Source organism: Roseibium sp. M-1, from assembly GCF_054515675.1.
Window position 1 is genome coordinate 1,539,431 of record NZ_CM137257.1, and the last position, 21,505, is coordinate 1,560,935.

At 60.6% G+C, this 21,505-nt stretch carries 22 protein-coding genes; 5 read left to right on the forward strand and 17 right to left on the reverse strand.

Annotated features, from left to right (window positions below; all coding sequences use genetic code 11):
• Positions 1 to 38 precede the first annotated feature (38 nt).
• On the forward strand, positions 39 to 1,469 hold the full coding sequence (locus ACX3M4_RS07020; protein ID WP_459357870.1) for a hypothetical protein: 1,431 nt from the start codon (positions 39 to 41) through the stop codon (positions 1,467 to 1,469).
• 33 nt (positions 1,470 to 1,502) lie between these two features.
• Here ACX3M4_RS07020 and ACX3M4_RS07025 read toward each other — a convergent pair whose 3' ends face one another.
• Entirely contained in the window at positions 1,503 to 1,691 is a 189-nt protein-coding gene (locus ACX3M4_RS07025) for a hypothetical protein (RefSeq protein ID WP_459357871.1), read from the reverse strand.
• 277 nt (positions 1,692 to 1,968) lie between these two features.
• Between ACX3M4_RS07025 and ACX3M4_RS07030 the strand changes: the two genes are divergently transcribed.
• From ACX3M4_RS07030 to ACX3M4_RS07040, 3 genes are all read left to right on the forward strand, one after another.
• Positions 1,969 to 3,204: a cytochrome P450 gene (locus ACX3M4_RS07030; protein WP_459357872.1), complete on the forward strand. Its 1,236-nt coding sequence runs from the start codon at positions 1,969 to 1,971 to the stop codon at positions 3,202 to 3,204.
• A 344-nt stretch (positions 3,205 to 3,548) separates the two neighbouring features.
• On the forward strand, positions 3,549 to 4,745 hold the full coding sequence (locus ACX3M4_RS07035; RefSeq protein ID WP_459357873.1) for a glycerophosphodiester phosphodiesterase family protein: 1,197 nt from the start codon (positions 3,549 to 3,551) through the stop codon (positions 4,743 to 4,745).
• Between the two features lie 250 nt (positions 4,746 to 4,995).
• Positions 4,996 to 6,231, forward strand: a complete 1,236-nt coding sequence (locus tag ACX3M4_RS07040) for a hypothetical protein (RefSeq protein ID WP_459357874.1) — start codon at positions 4,996 to 4,998, stop codon at positions 6,229 to 6,231.
• 19 nt (positions 6,232 to 6,250) lie between these two features.
• On the opposite strand, the gene ACX3M4_RS07045 is transcribed toward ACX3M4_RS07040, so the two are convergent.
• The 6 genes from ACX3M4_RS07045 to ACX3M4_RS07070 form a co-directional block, all read right to left on the reverse strand.
• Positions 6,251 to 6,835 (reverse strand): MerR family transcriptional regulator, encoded by a 585-nt coding sequence (locus tag ACX3M4_RS07045; RefSeq protein WP_459357875.1) that lies wholly within the window; start codon positions 6,833 to 6,835, stop codon positions 6,251 to 6,253.
• 20 nt (positions 6,836 to 6,855) lie between these two features.
• Positions 6,856 to 7,170, reverse strand: coding sequence for an integration host factor subunit alpha (locus ACX3M4_RS07050; RefSeq protein WP_428687443.1), 315 nt, complete (start codon positions 7,168 to 7,170; stop codon positions 6,856 to 6,858).
• Positions 7,171 to 7,311: 141 nt separating this feature from the next.
• The gene (locus ACX3M4_RS07055; protein WP_459357876.1) at positions 7,312 to 8,289 is read right to left on the reverse strand and encodes a beta-ketoacyl-ACP synthase III; all 978 of its coding nucleotides are present in this window, start codon (positions 8,287 to 8,289) and stop codon (positions 7,312 to 7,314) included.
• The gene (gene plsX, locus ACX3M4_RS07060; protein ID WP_459357877.1) at positions 8,286 to 9,350 is read right to left on the reverse strand and encodes a phosphate acyltransferase PlsX; all 1,065 of its coding nucleotides are present in this window, start codon (positions 9,348 to 9,350) and stop codon (positions 8,286 to 8,288) included. The genes ACX3M4_RS07055 and plsX overlap by 4 nt, the downstream gene beginning before the upstream one ends.
• A gap of 214 nt (positions 9,351 to 9,564) precedes the next feature.
• Positions 9,565 to 10,137, reverse strand: a complete 573-nt coding sequence (locus ACX3M4_RS07065) for a YceD family protein (RefSeq protein WP_459357878.1) — start codon at positions 10,135 to 10,137, stop codon at positions 9,565 to 9,567.
• 54 nt (positions 10,138 to 10,191) lie between these two features.
• Entirely contained in the window at positions 10,192 to 10,740 is a 549-nt protein-coding gene (locus tag ACX3M4_RS07070) for a ubiquinol-cytochrome C chaperone family protein (RefSeq protein ID WP_459357879.1), read from the reverse strand.
• A 113-nt stretch (positions 10,741 to 10,853) separates the two neighbouring features.
• Here ACX3M4_RS07070 and ACX3M4_RS07075 point away from each other — a divergent pair, with 113 nt between their 5' ends.
• A complete protein-coding gene (locus tag ACX3M4_RS07075) occupies positions 10,854 to 11,291 on the forward strand; it encodes an outer membrane protein assembly factor BamE (protein WP_459357880.1) in 438 nt (145 codons plus the stop codon).
• 176 nt (positions 11,292 to 11,467) lie between these two features.
• Here the strand turns inward: ACX3M4_RS07075 and ACX3M4_RS07080 are convergent, their stop codons facing one another.
• The 10 genes from ACX3M4_RS07080 to ACX3M4_RS07125 all read right to left on the reverse strand — a co-directional run bounded on the left by ACX3M4_RS07080 (position 11,468) and on the right by ACX3M4_RS07125 (position 21,454).
• Entirely contained in the window at positions 11,468 to 13,603 is a 2,136-nt protein-coding gene (locus ACX3M4_RS07080; protein WP_459357881.1) for a sodium-translocating pyrophosphatase, read from the reverse strand.
• Between the two features lie 219 nt (positions 13,604 to 13,822).
• Positions 13,823 to 15,046, reverse strand: coding sequence for an MFS transporter (locus ACX3M4_RS07085; protein ID WP_459357882.1), 1,224 nt, complete (start codon positions 15,044 to 15,046; stop codon positions 13,823 to 13,825).
• A gap of 141 nt (positions 15,047 to 15,187) precedes the next feature.
• Positions 15,188 to 16,186: a thiamine-phosphate kinase gene (thiL, locus tag ACX3M4_RS07090; RefSeq protein ID WP_459357883.1), complete on the reverse strand. Its 999-nt coding sequence runs from the start codon at positions 16,184 to 16,186 to the stop codon at positions 15,188 to 15,190.
• Positions 16,187 to 16,188: 2 nt separating this feature from the next.
• Positions 16,189 to 16,758, reverse strand: coding sequence for a transcription antitermination factor NusB (gene nusB, locus ACX3M4_RS07095; RefSeq protein WP_459357884.1), 570 nt, complete (start codon positions 16,756 to 16,758; stop codon positions 16,189 to 16,191).
• A gap of 5 nt (positions 16,759 to 16,763) precedes the next feature.
• A complete protein-coding gene (gene ribH / locus ACX3M4_RS07100; protein WP_459357885.1) occupies positions 16,764 to 17,213 on the reverse strand; it encodes a 6,7-dimethyl-8-ribityllumazine synthase in 450 nt (149 codons plus the stop codon).
• 159 nt (positions 17,214 to 17,372) lie between these two features.
• A complete protein-coding gene (locus ACX3M4_RS07105; protein WP_459357886.1) occupies positions 17,373 to 17,984 on the reverse strand; it encodes a riboflavin synthase in 612 nt (203 codons plus the stop codon).
• Position 17,985: 1 nt separating this feature from the next.
• Positions 17,986 to 19,110, reverse strand: coding sequence for a bifunctional diaminohydroxyphosphoribosylaminopyrimidine deaminase/5-amino-6-(5-phosphoribosylamino)uracil reductase RibD (gene ribD, locus ACX3M4_RS07110; protein WP_459357887.1), 1,125 nt, complete (start codon positions 19,108 to 19,110; stop codon positions 17,986 to 17,988).
• A gap of 18 nt (positions 19,111 to 19,128) precedes the next feature.
• Complete coding sequence (gene nrdR, locus ACX3M4_RS07115) at positions 19,129 to 19,605, reverse strand: transcriptional regulator NrdR (RefSeq protein WP_459357888.1); 477 nt, start codon at positions 19,603 to 19,605, stop codon at positions 19,129 to 19,131.
• A 27-nt stretch (positions 19,606 to 19,632) separates the two neighbouring features.
• On the reverse strand, positions 19,633 to 20,934 hold the full coding sequence (gene glyA / locus ACX3M4_RS07120; protein ID WP_459359384.1) for a serine hydroxymethyltransferase: 1,302 nt from the start codon (positions 20,932 to 20,934) through the stop codon (positions 19,633 to 19,635).
• Between the two features lie 292 nt (positions 20,935 to 21,226).
• Complete coding sequence (locus ACX3M4_RS07125) at positions 21,227 to 21,454, reverse strand: DUF6898 family protein (RefSeq protein ID WP_459357889.1); 228 nt, start codon at positions 21,452 to 21,454, stop codon at positions 21,227 to 21,229.
• Positions 21,455 to 21,505: the final 51 nt, after the last annotated feature.

Consider the following 21,505-nt stretch of genomic DNA (forward strand, 5'->3'; position numbering starts at 1 on the left):
AACGCAGAGAATTTTCTGGTCGTGCGGGAGACTGTCAGATGTTTGATCGCTATGAAATTACCTCCATCAAGGGCCCCTTTTTTTCAGCTGTTTTTCTTGCAGGCATGAGTACCGTTCTTCCGTCAGCGGCGCAAACTGCGCTGCTGGTGACGTCCGGTGCGGACGCCGGCAAGGGTTCGCTGCGCGATGCCCTTGAAGCCGCATCCAGACAGACCAGGCACGGCGCTATTCAGATCGTCACTGATAGCGACATCGAAATATCCTCGTCTCTCGTCTATTCCGGTCAGGCCCCCCTCCATCTGCTGGGCAATGGGCAAACTGTCAGATCAGCAAAAAACGTGACCCTTCTGGAGCTTTCAGAGGGCGCAGATCTCTCTGTCAGCAATCTCAATTTCAAGGGGCCAGGCGGTTTCAGTCTCGAAAATCGCGGCGATCTCGACGGAGCGGGTGGCAAAGGCATCTTTGTAGATGTTCGTGAAGATCAGACCGGGGTTGTGAACCTGTCGCTTGAGTCCGTCACCGTCTCCGACGTCGCCTATCACGGCATTCACGTTTCCGATTGTGACCTCGCGGATGCCTGTGGCGGTGGCAGCGGTGGTGGCGGCGGCGGCGCGCCAGCCTCCATCTCGGTGCGTCTTTCCGACGTTGAAATCTCCCATGTCGGCAACGGCGCCTTCGATGCCGATGGCATACGTGTTGACGAACGCGGCGACGGTGACATCCGCTATAGCGCCTATCGTTCGGTTTTCCGTGACGTTGGCGCTGACGGTGTCGAACTGGATGAAGGCGACGACGGAGGTGTCTATGCCACGACCGTCGCCAACCGCTTCCTCGACAATGGCGGTTATTGCGACCCGAGGCTTCTGAAAGCCTTCCTGCCCGATGTGCCGGACGGCGAATTTGGCGACGGCGAGAAAGCCGAAGCCGATATTCCCGGCCCGGTAACCGGCTCGCCGGACGACAGGTGCTTCGAGCGGGAGGTGAGCCTTTACGCCTCGGGCTCGGTCAAGGAATACGAAATCTCGATAGACCTCGATGACGGCATCGACATCGACGAGGCCGGGAACGGCGATCTGGTGCTGGCGATGACGGATAGCGAAATCAGCGGCAATCTGGACGAGGAAGATGCCGGCAACGCGGTCGTCTCGCTTGTGCGCAGCTTCGCGGACCACAACACGGATGACGGTTTCAGGACCTCGGAGATCGGACCGGGCGATATCACCGGCTTTGCCTACGATGTCGGTGCCTGGAAGAACGGCGGCAACGGCCTGCGGTTCGACGAGACCGACGAGGGCACGCTCTCCGTTGAACTCTTCCGCACGACGACCTCGGACAATGACGATGGCGACGACACCGGTGTGCGGGTCACCAAGCAGGGCGACGGCGAGGGAACGCTCAAGGTCTCCGATTCCGACATCCGGGACGGGATCGATGCGCGCAATGTGAAAGTCGAAGAGCTCGCAAACTGACCGGCCAATTGGTCCAGGATCGCCGCGCCGCGCTTACGCCGCTGCCCGTTTCGCGCGTTCGATCCTGCCGATGAAATCGGAGAGCCAGGCGATTTCCCTTAAATAAACTTCCATGCTGAGGGAGGCGAGTTCCATGAGGAGGGCTTGCGGATTCGGATTGTCCAGGCCGGTCTCCCGCAGGAAACTCCGGTATTCGTCACTGAAAGCCTTTGGCACTTTCATCTCGGCCTCACGCACTCACGGTTCTGCTGGTTGGTGCAAGCGGGCGCAACGCCTCGCATTTAGGAATTGTTAAGATTTGAGAGCCCGGACGGATATCGTCAGAACTGTCCTTTCCTCGCAATCCCCAGGACCTCAAGGCCGTGCTTGGGATAACTTCCGAATTCCCGCACAAATCGGCCTATAGGTCCTGCTTTCCGCTTGCACTTGGCCAGCCAAATCTTCGACCCTGCCAAGAATCACAATTCTAACCCATACAGACCCGCCCCAAGAGCCCTTCATGAGCCCGTCCACAGACCTTTCCTTCGCCCCTTTGTCCAAAGCCTTCGCCCAGGATCCCTATCCCTTTTACGCCGCGCTCAGGTCCCGGGAAGGACTGACCTATTTTGAGGATTTCGACGTCTGGCTGGCCGCCCGGTTCGATGACGTCACCGAGATCGTGCAGCACCCGAAGATGGTCCGCTCGCTGGATCACATTGCCAGCACTGAAGAGATCGTGGAGCTGAAGCGTGCTCAGAACTGGCACGACATGCCGCATCACTCCCGCTTCGTGCAGTTCTCGCTGCTGGACAGCGACGGCGAAGTGCATGACCGGCTGCGCAAGCAGGTCTTCAAGCTGTTCACGCCGGTCATGGTGGGCCGGCTGCGGGACGATATTCAGGCCTATGTCGACCGGCTGGTGGACGGCCTGGCGGACCGGGACGGTATCGATTTCATCGAAGATCTTGCCGCGCATGTTCCCGGTCACATCATCGGCCGCGTTCTCGGCGTGCCGGACGAGGACTGCCCGCAGCTGCGGGTCTGGTCGGAAAACATCGTCCAGTTCTTCGACATAGACCGCTCTGAAGAGCGCAAGGCACTGGCCGAACGCAACACGACGGAGTTCTACCACTATCTCCTGACGCTGAAGGCGGAACGCGAGCGTGCGCCGAAAGACGATCTCCTGTCGCTGATGATCGAGGCGGAAAAGGCCGGGCAGATGAACGGCGACGAATTCATTTCAACCGCCATGCTGATCCTCATGGCCGGGCACGGCTCCACCATCGACGTGCTCGGCAGCGGCATGCATGCGCTGTTGAAATTTCCGGGCGAAATGCAGCGCCTGCGCGACGACCAGAGCCTGATGAAGACCGCGGTCCAGGAAATGTTCCGCTATGAGTCGCCCCTGCCCTTCTTCCATCGCTACTGCACCGAAGAAGTCGAGATCTGCGGCAGGACTTATCCGAAGGGGACCAAGTTCGGCGTTCTGTATGGCGCTGCCAACCGCGACCCGAAGCAGTTTCCCGACCCCGACCGTTTCGACGCCGGCCGCACGCCCAACTATCATATCGCCTTTGGCCGCGGCGCCCATTTCTGCCTCGGCAATCACCTCGCACGGCTGGACATGGACATCATCTTCTCTACGCTGCTGAAGCGTTTCGGCAAGATCGAGCTTGCGGAAGAAGACGTCGCCTACAAGCGCGGGCTGTCGGTGCGAGGACCGGAGGCACTCAGGATTACCTGGAAACAGGCTTAGTGGTTCGATTCTGACATTTGCATCCCCCTGCTGCTAGCGCTGGAGCAAATGTCAGAATCATAAGAACCACTAGATAAATATATGATTCTAGTGGAGCTTTTGAATTTGACATTTGAGCATCAGCCTAGCCGCGAGCGGGACTCAAATGTCAAATTCGCTCCACTAGAGCATCGTGCGTTCAGGAGAACGCACCTTAGATGCACTACCACTTTAAGATCGATCAGCTTTTGGACGCTCAACCGATTCTGGTTGTGCGTCCGCTGATCTTGCGCACACTATTTACGAGCTCCGAGGCAATCGCCCAGGATGCATTTCCCGATGACCAACCAGATTGCGGATACCTCATGCGTTTCAGTTCCCTCTTCCTTTGCCTTTCCCTGGTGTCTGCCCCACTCTGCGCGCAGGCGGACACGGTCGACCTCGGCCCCCGTCCCGCCTGGCTGGTCGACCAGATGGCGGAGAGCCCGCTGAAGCAGAAACTGGAGAGCTGCCTCGGCCAGCAGTCAAAGCGGACGCTGTTTTCCATCAGCCACCGGGGTGCACCGCTGCAGTTTCCGGAGCACACGGAGGAAGGTTACCGTGCCGCCGCGCGCATGGGCGCCGGTATCCTGGAATGCGATGTGACCTTCACCAGCGACAAGGAACTGGTCTGCCGCCATTCCCAGAACGACCTGCATACGACGACGAACATTCTTGTGACGGATCTCGCCGGCAAATGCACTTCCGGCTTTGCCGCCGCCAAGGACGGGAACAAGGCGTCCGCGGAGTGCCGGACGAGTGACCTGACCCTTGCGGAGTACAAGTCCCTGCAGGGCAAGATGGATGGTGCGGATGACACAGCAGTCACACCGGAAGGCTATCAGAAGGGAACCGCTTCCTTCCGAACCGAGCTTTATGGTGCCGGTACGCTGATGACCCATGCAGGCTCCATCCAGCTCTTCAAGGAGCTGGGCGTGAAGTTCACACCGGAACTGAAAACACCGGCTGTGGAGATGCCCTATGACGGTTTCACCCAGCAGGATTACGCCCAGAAGCTGATCGACGAGTACAAGGCGGCCGGCATTCCTCCGGAAGACGTCTATCCACAATCCTTCAGCCTTGACGACATCCTCTACTGGATCGAGACCGAGCCAGACTTCGGCCGCCAAGCCGTCTATCTAGACGGGCGCCGTGATCTCGTTCCTTCCGACCCGTCGACTTTCAGGCCCTCCATGGCGGAGCTGAAGGCCATGGGCGTCAACTTCCTGGCGCCGCCGCTCTTTGCCCTTCTTGCTCTGGAGGACGGCAAGGTCGTGCCCTCCGCCTATGCGACGTCAGCAAAGGACGCAGGCCTTGAACTGATTGCCTGGTCGCTGGAACGCTCGGGACCGCTTTCCTCGGGCGGCGGCTGGTACTTCCAGACAGTCAACGAGGCCATCGACGGCGACGGCAGGCTTTACGAAATCGTGGATGTTCTGGCCAGGGACGTCGGCGTCAAAGGGATCTTCTCCGACTGGCCCGCGACCACCAGCTTCTATGCGTCCTGCATGGGACTGGACTGAATGCCGTCAGGCCGGCCCATCCGGAAAACGACCGGGACGGCCATGACTTGCTAATCACTTTTTCAGGCCGCCGGGGTATCCTGCCCCCAGTCCACAGTTTCAGTTCGGGTTTCCCTTGAAGATACATCCGCTGCCAAGCATCGACACCCAGGTCATCTTTCGCGACTACCAGCCGATCGACGGCCGTCAACTCATCGAGTTCCTGATCCGCAGTGCCATTTCACTTGGACTGCGGAAGACTGACTGCATTGTGCTGGAGGCTGTTTCAACCGACCTGGACATCCAGGTCTTGTGCGGCGACTTCCATATTCTGGTCACCCAGACATCTCCATTCGAAGACAAATCCCATCTGGGACCTGCCCTGCAGTCTTTCGCGCTCCGAAGCAAATTTCCGGAGGCAGAAAAGGTGGTGCAGTCAGCCAAGGCCAGTACACTGATCTCCGTGCAAAAAGGCCTGATCCCGCATGAGGCAATGCCTTCAAGCCTCCTCAAAAATGCCGGCCCTGAGATAACTGCTTTCTGCACGACAAAAGAAGCGCAGACAGCGCTGACGCTTGCCCGTATCGCAACGTATTTCGTCGTGCAGAAATCCAGGCCGATGGCAGTCCTATGGAGCCCAAGCCATTTCCTGATGAAGCCGGAGGTCTTCCTCGACCTTGCAAACGGCGATGCGCCCGAACTCCTTTACCTTCATCCCCATCTTTATGGTCAGGCCGCCGCCGATGGCGGCAATCCGCTTTTCGGGTTGATCGGAGCCGGAGCACATACGTTGATCGGCCATACTCTTGAGTTCAAGCCGTCGGCGGTGCCGCCCAACTATCTCGCCGAAAAGATGTACGAATTTGTCGCCTTCTGCCGACTGCGCGGCGAGCTTATTCCAGAAGGTGATGTCTTCGGCGCGGACGAAAACGAAAAGATTCTGGTGCTCTATCACCCGCCCAAGTCTGAAGGCAATCCGCCGGGAATAGAGCTGAAGGTGGTACACAATCCGGACTTCGGGATTGTCCAAGAACCAGTCACGACGGTCTACAAACGGTATGACAAAGATTACAATCCGGCCGGAGAAAACGTCAGCGACGGGGAAACAGCGCTCAACCCGAACGATCCGGTCGACGCCGCCATCCTGGAACGGCTGAGCGCTCTTAAGGCCAGTGAAAAGCCGGCCACTGAGGCACCGGCTGCCGACCAGGCCGATTTCGATGCCTTCGTCGCAGAAGAACAATCGCCAGCCGTCAAGTCACCGCCCCGAAGAGAAGTCGACCTAAGAACCGTCGAAATAGAGCCGGAGCCGACGAGTCCGATGCGGGAACCCGATGCAGATGCGGACCCGGGGCAAGTTCAGCCGGAAGCACCCTCTTCCAAACGCCCTTCCATGGAGGACCTGAGGAGGTTTGCGAAGGAGGCCCAGGTGCCCCAGCCGAGCGCGATACGCTCCGGACGCAAACAAGGCTTCTTCAGCAAATTGTTCGGCAAAAAGACGGACTGAGTGTTCCGGGCAAGCGGCTTCAGCGCGCCTGATCGAGGGTGCGCTTGCATTCCAGCAACTCGAACAACGTCGCCTGAAGGCGGCGGATGTCCTCTTTCGTCACCGTGGAATGGGATGCGCCGCCCTGCGCCGGCTTTTCGCCGCGCAAGCGCCCGAGGATGCTGAAATGCCCGTGTGAATGGGCTGCGGCCTCAGGTGGATCGTCAGGAAGAACACCGTGCGGCAGTTGCTCGTGCCGGCCGTTGCCGGACTTTTCGACCGGCGCGGCCACTTGTGCTGCCGGTGCTGGTTCAGCGGCGACTGCCGCCTGCAGAACGGACAGGTCCTCGTGCCGGATCTGCATGACGAACCGGGGTCCCTGCTCCTTCAGGATGCGCTGTACACCCTTGATGGTATAGCCTTCGCCGTAGAGAAGATGGCGGATGCCCTTCAAAAGCTCGACGTCGTCCGGACGGTAGTAACGCCGTCCCCCGCCACGTTTCAGCGGTTTTATCTGCGAAAAGCGCGTCTCCCAGAATCGCAACACATGCTGCGGCAAATCCAGGTCTTCGGCGACTTCGCTGATGGTACGAAAGGCGTCGGGGCTTTTTTCCTGCGAGCTCATCCGGTCTTATTATTTGCTTGTTATTTGCTAGCCTGTCCTGCCAGCGCATCGTTGATCCGCTGCTTCAATACGTTGGATGGTTTGAACACCATCACGCGGCGCGGTGAAATCGGTACTTCCTCGCCGGTCTTCGGGTTGCGGCCGATACGCTCTCCCTTGGAGCGGACCACAAAAGAACCGAAGCTTGACAATTTTACCGATTCTCCGGTCACAAGACAGTCGGAAATTTCAGAAAGAACACGTTCTACCAATTCGGAAGACTCGGTCCGGGACAGACCAACCTTCTGATAAACGGCTTCACAAAGATCCGCACGGGTAATAGTCCGGTTGCCCATAACCCCTCCTCGACGACGCCATCATCTGGCTGATTTTGCAAGAGAACTCCGATGCAAGACCATACGGTACGGCCTTGCGGCGAGCCGGTCAACCGGAACTCTCTGTCAAGAGGAGAATTGTCTAAGGACCGGTGCCCGGCCTCACCAGCGCAGCAGGACCGAGCCCCAGGTGAATCCGCCGCCCATGGCCTCCAGCATCAAAAGATCGTTCTTTTTGACACGTCCGTCTTTTACCGCTGTATCGAGGGCAAGCGGGATGGAGGCGGCAGAGGTGTTGCCGTGCAGATGCACCGTGGTGACAACCTTTTCCGGCGCGATCTGAAGCTTCTTCGCGCTGGCATCGATGATGCGCTTGTTGGCCTGGTGCGGAATGAACCAGTCAAGATCCTCGGAGGTCAGCCCCGTTGCCTTGTAGGCATCCTCGATCACGTCGGTGATCATGCCAACGGCGTGCTTGAAGACTTCCTTGCCTTCCATGCGCAGATGGCCAACGGTCTGCGTCGAGGAAGGACCGCCGTCGACGAAGAGTTTCTCCTTGTGGCGGCCGTCGGAGCGCAGATGCGAGGTCAGCACGCCGCGGTCCGCAGTCGTGCCCTCCCCTTCCGATGCCTCGACGACCACGGCGCCGGCACCGTCGCCGAAGAGCACGCAGGTGGTCCGGTCCGTCCAGTCGAGAATGCGCGAGAAGGTTTCCGCACCGATGACGAGGCAGCGCCTGGAAAGGCCCGCCCGGATATAGGCGTCGGCCGTGGTCAGGGCATAGACGAAGCCGGAGCAGACCGCATGGATGTCAAAGGCAGCGCCGTGATGGATGCCAAGCCGTGCCTGCACCGTGACGGCGGTCGCCGGGAAGGTGTTGTCGGGTGTTGCCGTCGCCAGGATGATCGTGTCGATATCCTGTGCGTCGCGGCCGGCGCTCGCCAGCGCGCGCCTGGCTGCCTCGAGCGCCAGATCGGAAGTCAGCTGGCCTTCGGCTGCGACGTGGCGCTGCGTGATGCCGGTGCGCTGGACAATCCATTCGTCGGACGTATCGACCATCCTGGAGAGGTCGTCATTGGTCAGGATTTTTTCCGGCAGGAAACTTCCGCAGCCGGTTACGGTTGAACGGATCACGCTCACAAATCACCTTCCGAAGTCGGCGCGGCTTCCGAGAAGCGGCCACGATGGTAATGCACAAGATCCTGGGCGATCTTGTGGGTCAGTTCGTTCTTGACCATGTCATAGGCCAGGTCGATTGCGGAGGCATACCCTTCCGCGTCGGTCCCGCCATGGCTCTTGATCACGATGCCGTTCAATCCCAGGAACACGCCGCCATTGACCTTGCGCGGGTCCATTTTCTCGCGCAGCAGATTAAAGGCGCCCTTGGCGAAGAGATAGCCGATCTTGGACATGAAGGTGCGGTTCATGGCAGACCGCAGATAACTGCCGATCTGCTTGGCCGTTCCTTCCGCCGTTTTCAGCGCGATGTTGCCGGCAAAACCTTCGGTGACGACAACGTCGACCGTCCCCTTGCCCAGATCGTCGCCCTCGACAAAACCGGCATAGTGCAGCGAACGCAGCGGCGTTTCGCGCAACAGCCTGCCGGCGGTGCGCACTTCTTCCAGACCCTTGACCTCTTCCACGCCGATATTGAGCAGGCCGACGCTTGGCTTTTGCACGCCGAAGAGTGCCCGTGCCATTGCGCCGCCCAGAATGGCGAAGTCGATCAATTGCTGGGCGTCGGCGCCAATGGTGGCACCGACATCGAGCACGACGGATTCCCCGCGCATCGTCGGCCAGATGGCGGCGATGGCCGGGCGTTCGATGTTGGCCATCGTGCGCAGGCAGAATTTCGACATCGCCATCAGCGCGCCGGTGTTGCCGGCGGAAACGGCGACGGCGGCATCGCCCGTCTTCACCGCCTCGATGGACCGCCACATGGAGGACCGCCAGCGGCCCTGGCGCAGGGCCTGGCTCGGCTTGGTGTCCATGGCGATGGAAACGTCACAATGGTGAAAGGTCGATGCGTCCCGGACCCGGGGATATTTCTCAAGAAGCGGCAGAACGACCTTTTCGTTGCCGAACAGCAGAAAACGGATGTCAGGATGGCGCACGAGCGCGATTTCCGCGCCGGGTATAACAACCTCGGCCCCATGATCGCCGCCCATGGCATCCAATGAAATCGGAATAGTTTTCGCCATCTAGAAGGTCTTTTGACGCTTTGCTACCAGGAACGGCACCGATTGGCACCCAGGATAAAGATCCGCCGGACCGGCAAGGGTCCAGAACGGGCGCGAACATAACGGTTTTGGCAAGACTGACAACCGTTTTCCTGTCCGCGCCTGTATCCGGCGTTGAAAACCTGTCCGAACTGCCTTCCGGTACCAGTCAAGCACATGCTGGTTACCATGCTGCTTAACTCTCCGGCTGGTTCTTGAGTGCCTTCAGCGCGGCAAATGGAGACGGTTTCGTTTCCGGCTCTTCCGGCTCCGGCAGTGCGTCGTCTTCTGCGCTCTCGAATTCGACGCCGGGCCGGCGCGGAAACGGGTCCAGCGACAGGGCCATTTCCTCGCAGATCACCGCACCGAGGTCGAGGACCCCGTCCAGGATCACATCGGGCGGGTCGAGAGATTCAAGGTCGATTTCTATTTCGCCGTCATCGTTGAGGTCGCGAATCTTGCGCGGACGGCTCGAAGCCGGTTCGAAGGTGCGGTCGACCTCGATTTCCAGGCGGCTGTCGAAAGGCTCCAGCGACACGACGCAGGTCTGGGTGATCTCAGCCTTCAGCGGACCGACGACCCGCAGCCCTTCCTTGCGGTAGGGTTTCAGGGTGAACCGTGCCGTCAGCTTGGAAATCGCGTCGAGGCCGAAGCTTGCGGCAATGGTCTTCAGTTCGGCTGGGCCTGGTTCGATGCAAAGCTCTTCGTCCTTGTCGACGACCCGGCTGGCATTCACCTTGTAGGTATAGGGAAAGGTCTCCGTTGCCATTCTTCTTGTTTCCCGTTGTTTTCTTGTTTTGGGCTCCCAGACAAGATCCGAAGCTCAGACGTTCAGGTCCTTGAAGCGCTCCGGATCCGGCCAATCGATACCGGCTGTCATCAGCTTCTTTGTCGACTGTGCCTCAAGGAGGCTTGCCGCTTCCAGCATATAGTGAGCAAGGCGCGCCTGCGCGACCGGCTCCAACGCGTCCGGATAGATGTTCCGCCCGAGCGCCTCGGCAAGGTCTTCGACGTTGCCGGCCTCGATCGATGGAATATAGGCGTCCGCCCGGCCGTAAAAGGCCTCGCCCATGACTTTCACCTTCTTCGGCACGCGCGTATCGCTGACGCCCATCTCCCGCAAGGAGGCATCCATGTCGAGGAAGAACAGGTCGAAGACTTCCTGCGCGAAGTCCGCGACCTCCTTGCCCTCGCCGCGCATTCTGCGGAAATACAGCACTGCATGGGCCACGATCAGGTCAAACCGCCCGTCGATCGTGTCCGGTACAAGAAAATCGGTGTAGAACACCGGCTGCCGTGCTTGAGCCACGATTTCGCAATAGATCTTGTGCTCGGCATCGCGGGAGCGGCGGCGGAACAGGCCGAAGACCATGGCATCTCCTTTTAAGTCAGGTGTTGCCTTGTGCCCTAACCCGAGATAGTGACTTTGCCAAGCAACGAAATTCAAAAGCAGCCAGACCTGTCTGGCAAAACGGGAATTCCTAGATGACCTTCAAGGCAGGCGCCGTAATCATACCGCTTCTGGCGACGTTACCGCTCGGAGGCTGTTTTACATCCACCTATACGCACGGGCACGTCATCACCTCCGACATGCTCAACCAGGTTCAGGTGGGCTCCAGCCGCGAACAGGTCGAACTGGTGCTTGGAACCCCGTCGACCACGTCCAGCCTGCAAGGTGATGCCTATTATTACATCTCGCAGAAGACCGCAACGACGGCCTTCCTGGCGCCCGACATCGTCGAGCAGCGAGTGGTGGCGGTCTATTTCGACAAGGACGGCTATGTCCAGGACATGGGCAACTACACGCTGGAAGACGGCAAGATCGTCGATATCGTCACCCGCAAGACCCGCACGGGCGGCGCCGACTACGGCTTCCTGACCCAGATCCTGAGGGGCGCGACCAATCCGGGCATCAACCTTTAAGGTTCCGAAGCGTACCTGGAACAAAAAAGCCCCGGCCATCGGCCGGGGCTTTCCATTTCAAGAGCACTCGCTCCTGACGCATCGTGCGTTCAGGAGAACGCACGTAAGATGTTTTACCACTTCAAGATCGATCAACTTTTGGACGCTCAACCGATCCCGGTTGAGCGTCCTCTGATCTAGTGAGCCAGGATCGCCAGCAGCAGCAGGGCCACGATGTTGGTGATCTTGATCATCGGGTTCACCGCCGGGCCGGCCGTATCCTTGTAGGGATCGCCGACCGTATCGCCGGTCACCGAAGCCTTGTGGGCTTCGCTGCCCTTCTGGTGGGTGACGCCGTCCTTGTCGGTGAAGCCGTCTTCAAAGGACTTCTTGGCATTGTCCCAGGCGCCACCGCCGGCGGTCATGGAAATTGCCACGAAGAGGCCGGTCACGATCACGCCGAGCAGCATGGCGCCAAGGGCCGCAAACGCGTCCGCAGGGGTTGCGACGGCGCGCACCAAGAAGAAGACGACGATCGGCGACAGCACCGGCAGCAGCGAGGGGACGATCATTTCCCTGATCGCGGCTTTGGTCAGCATGTCCACCGCACGGCCATAGTCCGGCCGTTCCGTTCCTTGCATGATACCCGGCTTTTCCCGGAACTGGCGACGGACTTCCTCCACCACGGCACCGGCTGCCCGGCCGACAGCGGTCATGGAAATGCCGCCGAAGAGGTAGGGCAGAAGGCCACCGAACAGGAGCCCGGCCACCACATAGGGGTTGGACAGGCTGAAGAGCGTGCCGACATCGATGCCATAGAAGATCGATCCTTCCACCGCATTTGCGGAGAAGTATTTGAGATCTTCCGTATAGGCCGCGAACAGTACCAGTGCCCCCAGTCCGGCCGAACCGATTGCATAGCCCTTGGTCACTGCCTTGGTGGTGTTGCCGACCGCGTCAAGCGCGTCCGTCGTGCTACGCACTTCAGCAGGCAGGTCCGCCATTTCAGCGATGCCGCCGGCATTGTCCGTCACCGGACCGAAGGCGTCGAGCGCCACCACCATGCCTGCCAGTGCCAGCATGGTCGTCACCGCGATGGCAATGCCAAACAGACCAGCGAATGCGTGCGTCACAAGGATACCGGCGATGATGATCAGCGCCGGCAGAGCGGTCGCCTCAAGCGAGACGGCGAGACCCTGGATCACGTTGGTGCCGTGGCCGGTGACCGACGCCTGGGCGATGGAGCGCACAGGGCGGTATTCGGTACCGGTGTAATACTCGGTCACCCAGATGATGAGTCCCGTTACGATGAGGCCGGCAACACCGCAGACGAAGAGATCGAAGCCGGTGAAGGTCGTCCCGCCCGAGGTGGTGAACTCCGTTCCCGCGCCGATCCAGCCGAAGATGATAATGGCGAGAGCAACGGCGGAAAGCACCGCGGTGGCGATGAAGCCCTTGTAGAGCGCGCCCATGATGGAGTTGTTACTACCGAGCTTAACGAAGAAGGTGCCGATGATCGACGTCACAACACAGCTTGCGCCGATCAGGAGCGGCAGTTGCATCAGTTCGATAGCCTGGCTACCGGCAAAGAAGATCGACGACAGCACCATGGTCGCGACCACGGTCACCGCATAGGTCTCGAAAAGATCGGCCGCCATGCCTGCACAGTCGCCGACATTGTCGCCGACGTTATCGGCGATGGTGGCCGGATTGCGCGGATCGTCTTCCGGAATACCGGCTTCGACCTTGCCGACGAGATCGCCGCCAACGTCAGCCCCCTTGGTGAAGATCCCGCCGCCGAGACGGGCAAAGATGGAAATGAGCGAAGCGCCGAAGCCGAGGGCGACCAGGGCATCGATAACGGTGCGGTCGGTCGGTTCATACCCAAGCATGGTGGTGAGAATGGTGAAGTAGACCGCGACGCCGAGCAGCGCCAGGCCAGCAACCAAAAGGCCGGTGACGGCACCGGCCTTGAACGCGATTTCCAACCCTGCCCCGAGGCTTTGGCTGGCCGCCTGGGCGGTGCGCACGTTGGCGCGGACAGACACCATCATGCCAATATAACCGGCGGCACCCGAGAGGACGGCCCCAATGGCAAAGCCGATGGCCGCGGTTCCGGACAAGAGCAGCCAGGCGATCACGAACACCACGGCTCCGACGATGGCAATGGTCGTATATTGACGATTGAGATAGGCTTTGGCCCCTTCCTGGATCGCCCCGGCGATCTCCTGCATGCGTGCATTACCCGCGTCCGCTGCCATGACGGACTGGATCGCCCAGGCTCCGTAGGCAAGGGACAAGAGGCCACAAATGATGACGACAAGCTCGATCATACTTCCTCCCAAAACTGCGGCGGACTGATTTTCTTGTCGTTTTTTGCCGCCTGACGGCCCTTCACACCAATTCCCCGACGTGAGGGAAGGACACGATAGCAGCAAAGCGGAGCGCTTCGTCAAGCTCTCACATTGTTTAATTTAACACTTCCGTTGCGGTATTGTTTGGTGCGGCGCAGTATCCATGCTGCACTGACGAAATGGAAATCGTCAGCTACTTTAAGCAGTTGTATCTGCTTTCCTTTCAGCCAGCACGAGCCATCCGAGCAGAATGAGGCAGAGAACCACAAACGGGAAGACGAGGATGTTGACGGTGCTCCAGCCGTAGGTGTTGAGCAGCGCACCGGAGGAAAAGGACGCCGCCGCCACGAAGCCGAAGACCAAGAAGTCGTTGACCGCCTGCACCAGATTGCGCTCCTCCGGCCGGTACGTGTCCGTGAGCATGGCGGTTGCGCCGATGAAGCCGAAATTCCAGCCAAGTCCCAGCAGCACCAGCGCGGCCCAGAAATGCGCCAGTTCGATGCCGGAAAGAGCGACGATGGCGCAGCCCGCCAGCAGCAGGAGGCCGATGGAGACGATCCGTTCCTTGCCGAAGCGGGCGATAAGGTTGCCGGTGAAGAAGCTCGGCCCGAACATGGCCAGAACATGCCACTGGATACCAAGTGTCGCGTCGTCGGAGGAAAGGCCGCAGCCGATCATGGCAAGCGGCGTTGCCGTCATCACCAGGCTCATCAAGGCATAGGAACAGATGCCGCAAGCGGCCGCGACGACGAAGCGGCGCTGACTTACGATCTGGCGAAGCGGCCGTCCCCCGGCCTGGGAATGGCTGAGACGCGGCGGTTTAGGTATCCGGATAAAGGCCAGCAAGACAAAGGCGACAAGGGCGAGACCGGACATGGCAAGATAAGTGCCGGCGAAAAGGATCGGTTCGAAAAGGCTCTTGGTGTGGATCACGGTTTGCGGACCGACAACGCCTGCGAGCACGCCACCCGCCAGCACCCAGGAAATCGCCTTCGGCTTGAAGGCGTCGCTGGCGGTGTCCGCGGCCGCAAAACGGTATTGCTGCACGAAGGCCCCGGCAAAGCCGCTCAGGCAGCAAGCGAGTGCCAGAAGCAGGAATTCGTCTTGAAAAATGGCGAAGGCTGCCAGAAGGCCTGACAAGGCGCCGAGCAGGGATGCACCCATGAAACCTGTGCGGCGGCCGTAGCGGCGCATGATCATCCCGGCCGGAATGGTTCCGAAAGCAGTGCCCAGAACCATGGCAGACACCGGCAGTGTCGCCAGCGATTTGTCGGTTTCCAGCATCTGGTAGCCCACAATCGGAGCTGTTGCGATGACGATAGAGGCGGCCGCCCCGCCCATTGCCTGAGCAAGCCCCAGCAACAGCGCATTGCGCTTGGCCAGGCTGTCATCAACGTAGATATCCGGGGTTACGGCGGTCATATGCTCTTCTCTGGGAAACGGCTGCCAGCGCGGCTTGGGGATTCGAGTGCCGAAGGTCATACCTGGAGACCTCTTAAAGCCGACAGCAACTGGAAGCTCAAGTGTAAATCTGTGACCGTTGCAATTGCGGCTTACGCAGGCTCAGAAATGCCGGAAGCCGGTGAAGCGCTTGACGTCAAGCAGTTGCCCCGCCTCCATGAGGCGCACATGCCCCTCGCCTGCCGCCGCCACGCCGATTTCGGTGAGGCAGCACCCCGAGGCTTCGGCACTTGCGCGGAAAGCTTCGGCTTTGTCTTCGGCAACCGCAGCCAGGATTTCATAGTCATCACCGCCGTTGAGGCAGCGGGTGAAGTCGTCCGGCGCCTTCACTTGCAGGTGGGACAGGGCATCCGACAGCGGTACCCGGTCAAGATCGATGACGAAATCGACCAGGGAAGCGGCGGCCATGTGGCTGCAATCGGCGACCAAGCCGTCGGAGACGTCCATGGCAGCCGACGCAAAGTCCGCAATTGCGCCAGCAAGCCGCGTGCGCGGCCGCGGCAGCAGATAACGGTCGAGGATATGCAGCTCTTCGGCTTCGGTCAGGTCGTGATCGCGGCAGAAATCCGGCTTGAGGCGGGCCTGCAGACCGGCCGCCGCATCGCCGATCGTGCCTGTCACGAAGAGACGGTCACCGGCTTTGGCTCCGGAGCGGCGAACGGCACGGCCGGTTGCCACTTCGCCGATGGCGGTGATGGAAACCTGCAGACCGTTGCCGGAGCGGATCGTGTCGCCGCCGAGGAGCTGGATGTCATAGGCGGCCTGATCGGCGGCCAGTCCGTTGCAGAAGCGCTCCAGCCAACCGGCGGTCCAGTCTGAAGGCAGTGCCAATCCCATCAGATAGCCGCGCGGGTGCGCGCCCTTGGCGGCGAGATCCGACAGGTTGACGCGCAGCGCCTTGGCGGCAATCGCCTCCGGAGCGTCGTCGGCAAAAAAATGAATGCCGGCGGCCAGGACATCCTTGGTCAGAACGAGGTCAAAACCGGGCCGCGGCGTCAGCACCGCGGCATCGTCGGTGAGGCCCAGGCTACCGGGGTCCTTTGCCAGGGGGGCAAAAAACCGCCGGATCAGTTCAAATTCGCCTGGCCGATCCGCCGCCATGGTCAGGCGTCGCCGTCCGTGTCCCCGGAGGTTTCCTCGGCGTCGTTCCTGGCAGCTTCCCTGGTCTTCGCGGGGGCGTCGAATTCCGATCCGCGCAGTTCATGCGCCAGGCGGTCGAGGACACCGTTGACGAGGCCGGGCTCGTCATCCTCGAAGAAGGCCTTGGTGACGTCGATATATTCGGAAATGATCACCTTGGCGGGCACATCCTTGCGGCGCAGCAGCTCATAGGAGCCGGAGCGCAGGATTGCGCGCAGCAGGCTGTCGATCCGCTTCAGCGGCCAGTCTTCGGTCAGCGCCGTGTGGATGTAGGGATCGAGGAACTTCTGGTCCTCGACCACGCCCGAGACGATCTGCTTGAACCACTGCTCATCGGCTTCGCGGTATTGTGCACCATCGATTTCCTTGCCGAGGCGGAAGGCGGTGAATTCGCTGATGACATTCATCAGCGGCGCACCGCCGACGTCCATCTGGTAAAGGGCCTGCACCGCGGCAAGGCGTGCCACGCCGCGTTTGTTGGCCGGTCGCACAGTTTTTCCAGCCGGTTTTTCCGGGTCGGCCTTTCCGGTCATTGTTCTTATACTCCAAGCCGCTCGCGCAGGGCGATCATGTCGAGCGCTGCCTTGGCGGCCGCGCCGCCCTTGTCCTTGTCGTCCACCTTCGCACGGGCCCAGGCCTGCTCGTCGTTCTCGACCGTCAGGATACCATTTCCAACAGCCAGATCCGCATCGACAATCAGGTCCATGATGACACGGTTCGATTCAATGGAGACGATGTCATAGTGGGTCGTCTCGCCGCGGATCACCACGCCAAGCAGAACGAAGCCGTCATAGAACGTGCCATCGCCTTCCATCGCGGTCAGCGCCATGGAGAGGGCGGCCGGAATTTCCAGGACGCCCGGCACCGCAATGCGGTCGTAGCTGGCGCCGGCGGCTTCCAGGGTCTTGATCGCGCCTTCGGCGAGGGCATCCGCCAGATCGTCGTAGAAGCGGGCTTCAATGATCAGCAGTTTCGGTGCAGCGCTCATGGATTTTCGTTCCTATGTAAGGCCGCGACAGGAACCATGTCTGCCCCGGTTTGTCCAGTCTCATTCGTAAACGGCCGCCGACCAGCGCCAACAATCACGTTGCCTGGTAAATGCGGTTGTCCAACCAAAGTCTTTTTCAGAAGGTGTTGGGAACGTCCCCTACCCGGTCTTGGAGAATTCCGCAAGACGGGCGGCGTAGCGGGCCATCATATCCACTTCCAGGTTGATCTTATCGCCGACCTGCCGCTCCGACCAGGTGGTGACTTCCAGCGTGTGGGGGATCAGGAAGACGGAGAAGAGCAATCCGTCGACCTCGTTGACAGTCAGCGACGTGCCGTCCAGCGCAACGGAGCCCTTCTTTGCAATGAAGGGAGCCGCTTCCGCGGGCGCTTCGAACTGGAAATAGACCGAATCCGGATGGTCCTCGCGCTTGGTGACCGTCGCCAGGCCGTCGACATGACCGAGCACCAGATGGCCGCCAAGCTCGGCTCCCATGGTCAGCGAGCGTTCCAGATTGAGCTTCTGGCCAACCTTCCATGCGGAAACGTTTGTCAGCGCAAGTGTCTCGGCAGCCGATTCCACCTCGAACCAGTTGCCGTTGGAGGCGTTGTCCTTGGCTGTCACCGTGTGGCAGACGCCGGCGCAGGAAATGGAGGCACCGATGTCGAAGCTTTCGGTGTCGTATTCGGTCCTGATCCGGGTCCGCATTCCGGCTGGAATGGCGTCGATGGCGAGGATCTCGCCGAGGTCGGTCACAATACCGGTGAACATGTCAGGCTCCGCGCCGTCTGAGATAAATGAAACTGTCGTTGCCGAACCGGCCGGCGTCGACCCGCTCGAATTTGGGGTCTTTGAGCACATCTGCAAGCTCAAGACCGTGCAAAGCCGGTATACCGCCCGCGCCGACCACGAGATCGCCGGTGACGACGCAGAGGTCGTCGACGAGATCGGCGCCCAGGAAAGACGATGCCATGCGGGAGCCGCCCTCGACCATCAGCCGCGTGATTCCCCGCGTTGCCAGCGCGCTCAGGATCACCGACGGCCTGACGCCGTCATCATCCGCCGGAACGCGAATGATATTGACACCGGCGGCTGCCAGAACCTCGATCTTCTCTGCATCGGCATCGTTGCCGCAGATAAGCCAGACCGGTACATCGGCGCAGGTCCGCACGAGTTTGGATTCCAGCGGCAGCCGCGCGCAGCGATCGACGATGACCCGGACCGGCGAGCGGCTTTCAAGGCCGGGCAGTCGGCAGGTCAGCTGTGGATCGTCGGCAAGCGCCGTACCCGAGCCGACAAGGATTGCGTCATTTTCCGCCCGGAAGCCATGGACCTTGCGCATGGAGAGCGGGCCGGAGATCCTGACCTGGCCCTCGCCTTCCCGGCCGATGAAGCCGTCCTTTGAGACCGCCAGCTTCAGGAACACCTGTGGCCGCTGTTTCAGCTGGCGCAGCGTGAAACCCCGGTAAAGCGCCTGCATGGCAGCTTCGCGCAGGCCGACGGCAACATTGATGCCGGCATCGCGCAGCATACCGACGCCCCGGCCGGCAACCCTTGGATTTGGATCCTGCATACCGACGACCACGCGCGTCACGCCAGCTTCGACCAGCGCCAAGGCACAGGGAGGCGTGCGGCCGTAGTGGGAACAGGGCTCCAGCGTGACATAGCAAGTCGCCCCCCTCGCCCTGTCGCCTGCCTGCGCCAGCGCATTGACCTCCGCATGCGCCATGCCCGGGCGCGACGTGACGCCCCGGCCGGCCACGATAGGACCGTCGCCGTCGTCCCTGACGATCAGCGCGGCGACAGATGGGTTGGGCCAGACCCGGCCGAAGCCCCGGCGTGCAAGGCGTTCGGCGGCGGCCATGAACCGCATGTCAAGATTGGAAACGGACGTCATTGGTACCGGAGGCTTTGGTCAGGAATTCTTGAGCGGCTGGCCGTCTGGACCGTTGAGTTCGTCCAGTAGGGCTTCGAAATCCTTGGCCTCGCGGAAATTCTTGTAAACAGAGGCAAAGCGCACATAGGCGACGTCATCGATGCCCTTCAGGCCTTCCATGACGTGGTTGCCGATGGTTTCCGCTGTGATTTCGGTTTCGCCGGAGCTTTCCAGCTGGCGCACGATGCCGGAGACCATGCGCTCGATCTTGTCCGGATCCACGGGCCGCTTGCGAAACGCGATCTGGACGGAGCGCATCAGCTTTTCCCTGTCGAAGGGCACGCGGCGGCCGGACCGCTTCAGCACCATCAGCTCGCGCAGCTGCACACGCTCGAAGGTCGTGAAACGGCCGCCGCAGGTGTTGCAGATCCTGCGGCGGCGAATGGCAGTGTTGTCCTCGGTCGGGCGGGAATCCTTGACCTGGGTTTCCTCACCGCCGCAAAACGGACATCTCATATCTCAAAGCTCCTGAGCGAGCCCCTGTCAGCCCCCGTAGATCGGGAACCGGGCCGTCAGTGCTTCTACCTTGGCTTTGACCGCAGCTTCAACCGCTGCGTTGCCCTCTTCACTGTTTGCGGCCTTCAAACCGTCCAACACTTCCGTGATCAGGAGGCCGACTTCGCGGAATTCGGCAACGCCGAAGCCGCGGGTGGTTGCCGCCGGAGTGCCGAGACGGATGCCGGAGGTGACGAAGGGCTTTTCCGGATCGAACGGAATGCCGTTCTTGTTGCAGGTGATGTTGGCCCGGCCGAGCGCCTTTTCGGCAACCTTGCCGGTAGCGTTCTTCGGACGCAGGTCCACCAGCATCAGGTGGTTGTCGGTGCCACCGGAGACGATGTCGAGACCCTGTTCCTTCAGGGCTTCGGCGAGCGCCTTGGCGTTTTCGGTCACCGCACGGGCATAGGCCTTGAAGTCCGGCGTCAGCGCTTCCTTGAAGGCAACGGCCTTGGCAGCGATCACGTGCATCAGCGGACCGCCCTGCAGACCCGGGAAGACCGCGGAGTTGATCTTCTTGGCGATGTCCTCGTCATTGGTGAGGATCATGCCGCCGCGCGGGCCGCGCAGGGACTTGTGGGTGGTGGTGGTGCAGACATGGGCATGCGGCACCGGAGACGGGTGCACGCCACCTGCGACGAGGCCGGCGATATGGGCCATGTCGACCATGAGGTAAGCGCCGATGCTGTCGGCGATCTCGCGGAAGCGCTTCCAGTCCCAGACGCGGGAATAGGCGGTGCCGCCGGCCAGGATCAGCTTCGGCTTGTGTTCGTTGGCAAGGCGCTCGACCTCGTCCATGTCGAGCAGGTGATCGTCTTCACGCACACCGTAGGAGACCACGTTGAACCACTTGCCGGACATGTTGACCGGGGACCCGTGGGTCAGGTGACCGCCCGAATTCAGATCCAGGCCCATGAAGGTGTCGCCCGGCTGCAGCAGCGCCAGGAAGACGGCCTGGTTCATCTGGCTGCCGGAATTCGGCTGCACGTTGGCAAAACCGGCACCAAAGAGTTCCTTGGCGCGTTCGATGGCAAGGCTTTCGGCGATATCGGCGAATTCGCAGCCGCCGTAGTAGCGCTTGCCCGGATAGCCTTCGGCATATTTGTTGGTGAAGATCGAACCCTGGGCTTCCAGCACCGCGCGGGACACGATGTTTTCCGAGGCGATCAGCTCGATCTCGTGCTGCTGACGGCCGAGTTCCTTCTGAATGGTGCCGAAAATGTCCGGATCGACCTCATCGAGGCTACGGGTGAAGAAACCGGACTGCAGGGACTGACCGGAACTTTCCATCAAAGACATCGCACCATCCTTGTAATTGGGCAGGATATGAACGGCGCCGACTGCCGCCCTCTCCCAAGGGTATTGTTTGCCGTCGCGCCAATGTGAGGCGACGAATTAACACAGCCCCCGGGCATAACCAAGGGCCTATCCGACGCAGCGCGATTGGAAAACGACACCAATGTTCCGCATTGTCCCCTCTGTTGTGTTTGCGGAGCAAAACCGGCCTGGGCCACGCGAAAAACCTGCGAATTTTCGACCGGATGATCGAAAATTCGATGCCTTACAATCGGATGAATCCGGGTCAGTAAAGGGTTGGGTCAGACCGGCTGCCGCCGTCGCCTTTCTCCTGGGCAAGGCGCCGCTGGAGCTTGCGCACGGCCAGCTGCTTGAGATCCTGCTGCGAGGCGGAGGTCGGTCCAAAAACCGAAACCTCGATCCCCGTGGCCGCGTCGATGGCGGACACTTTGACCTGTTGGCCCACGGGCCTGAATTCCAGATAGATTTCGCCGGGCTGCGGATCGCGACTCATCCCCGGTCTCCTCAATGACAGCCGTTCGATCAAACGCACGAAACGCCAGCC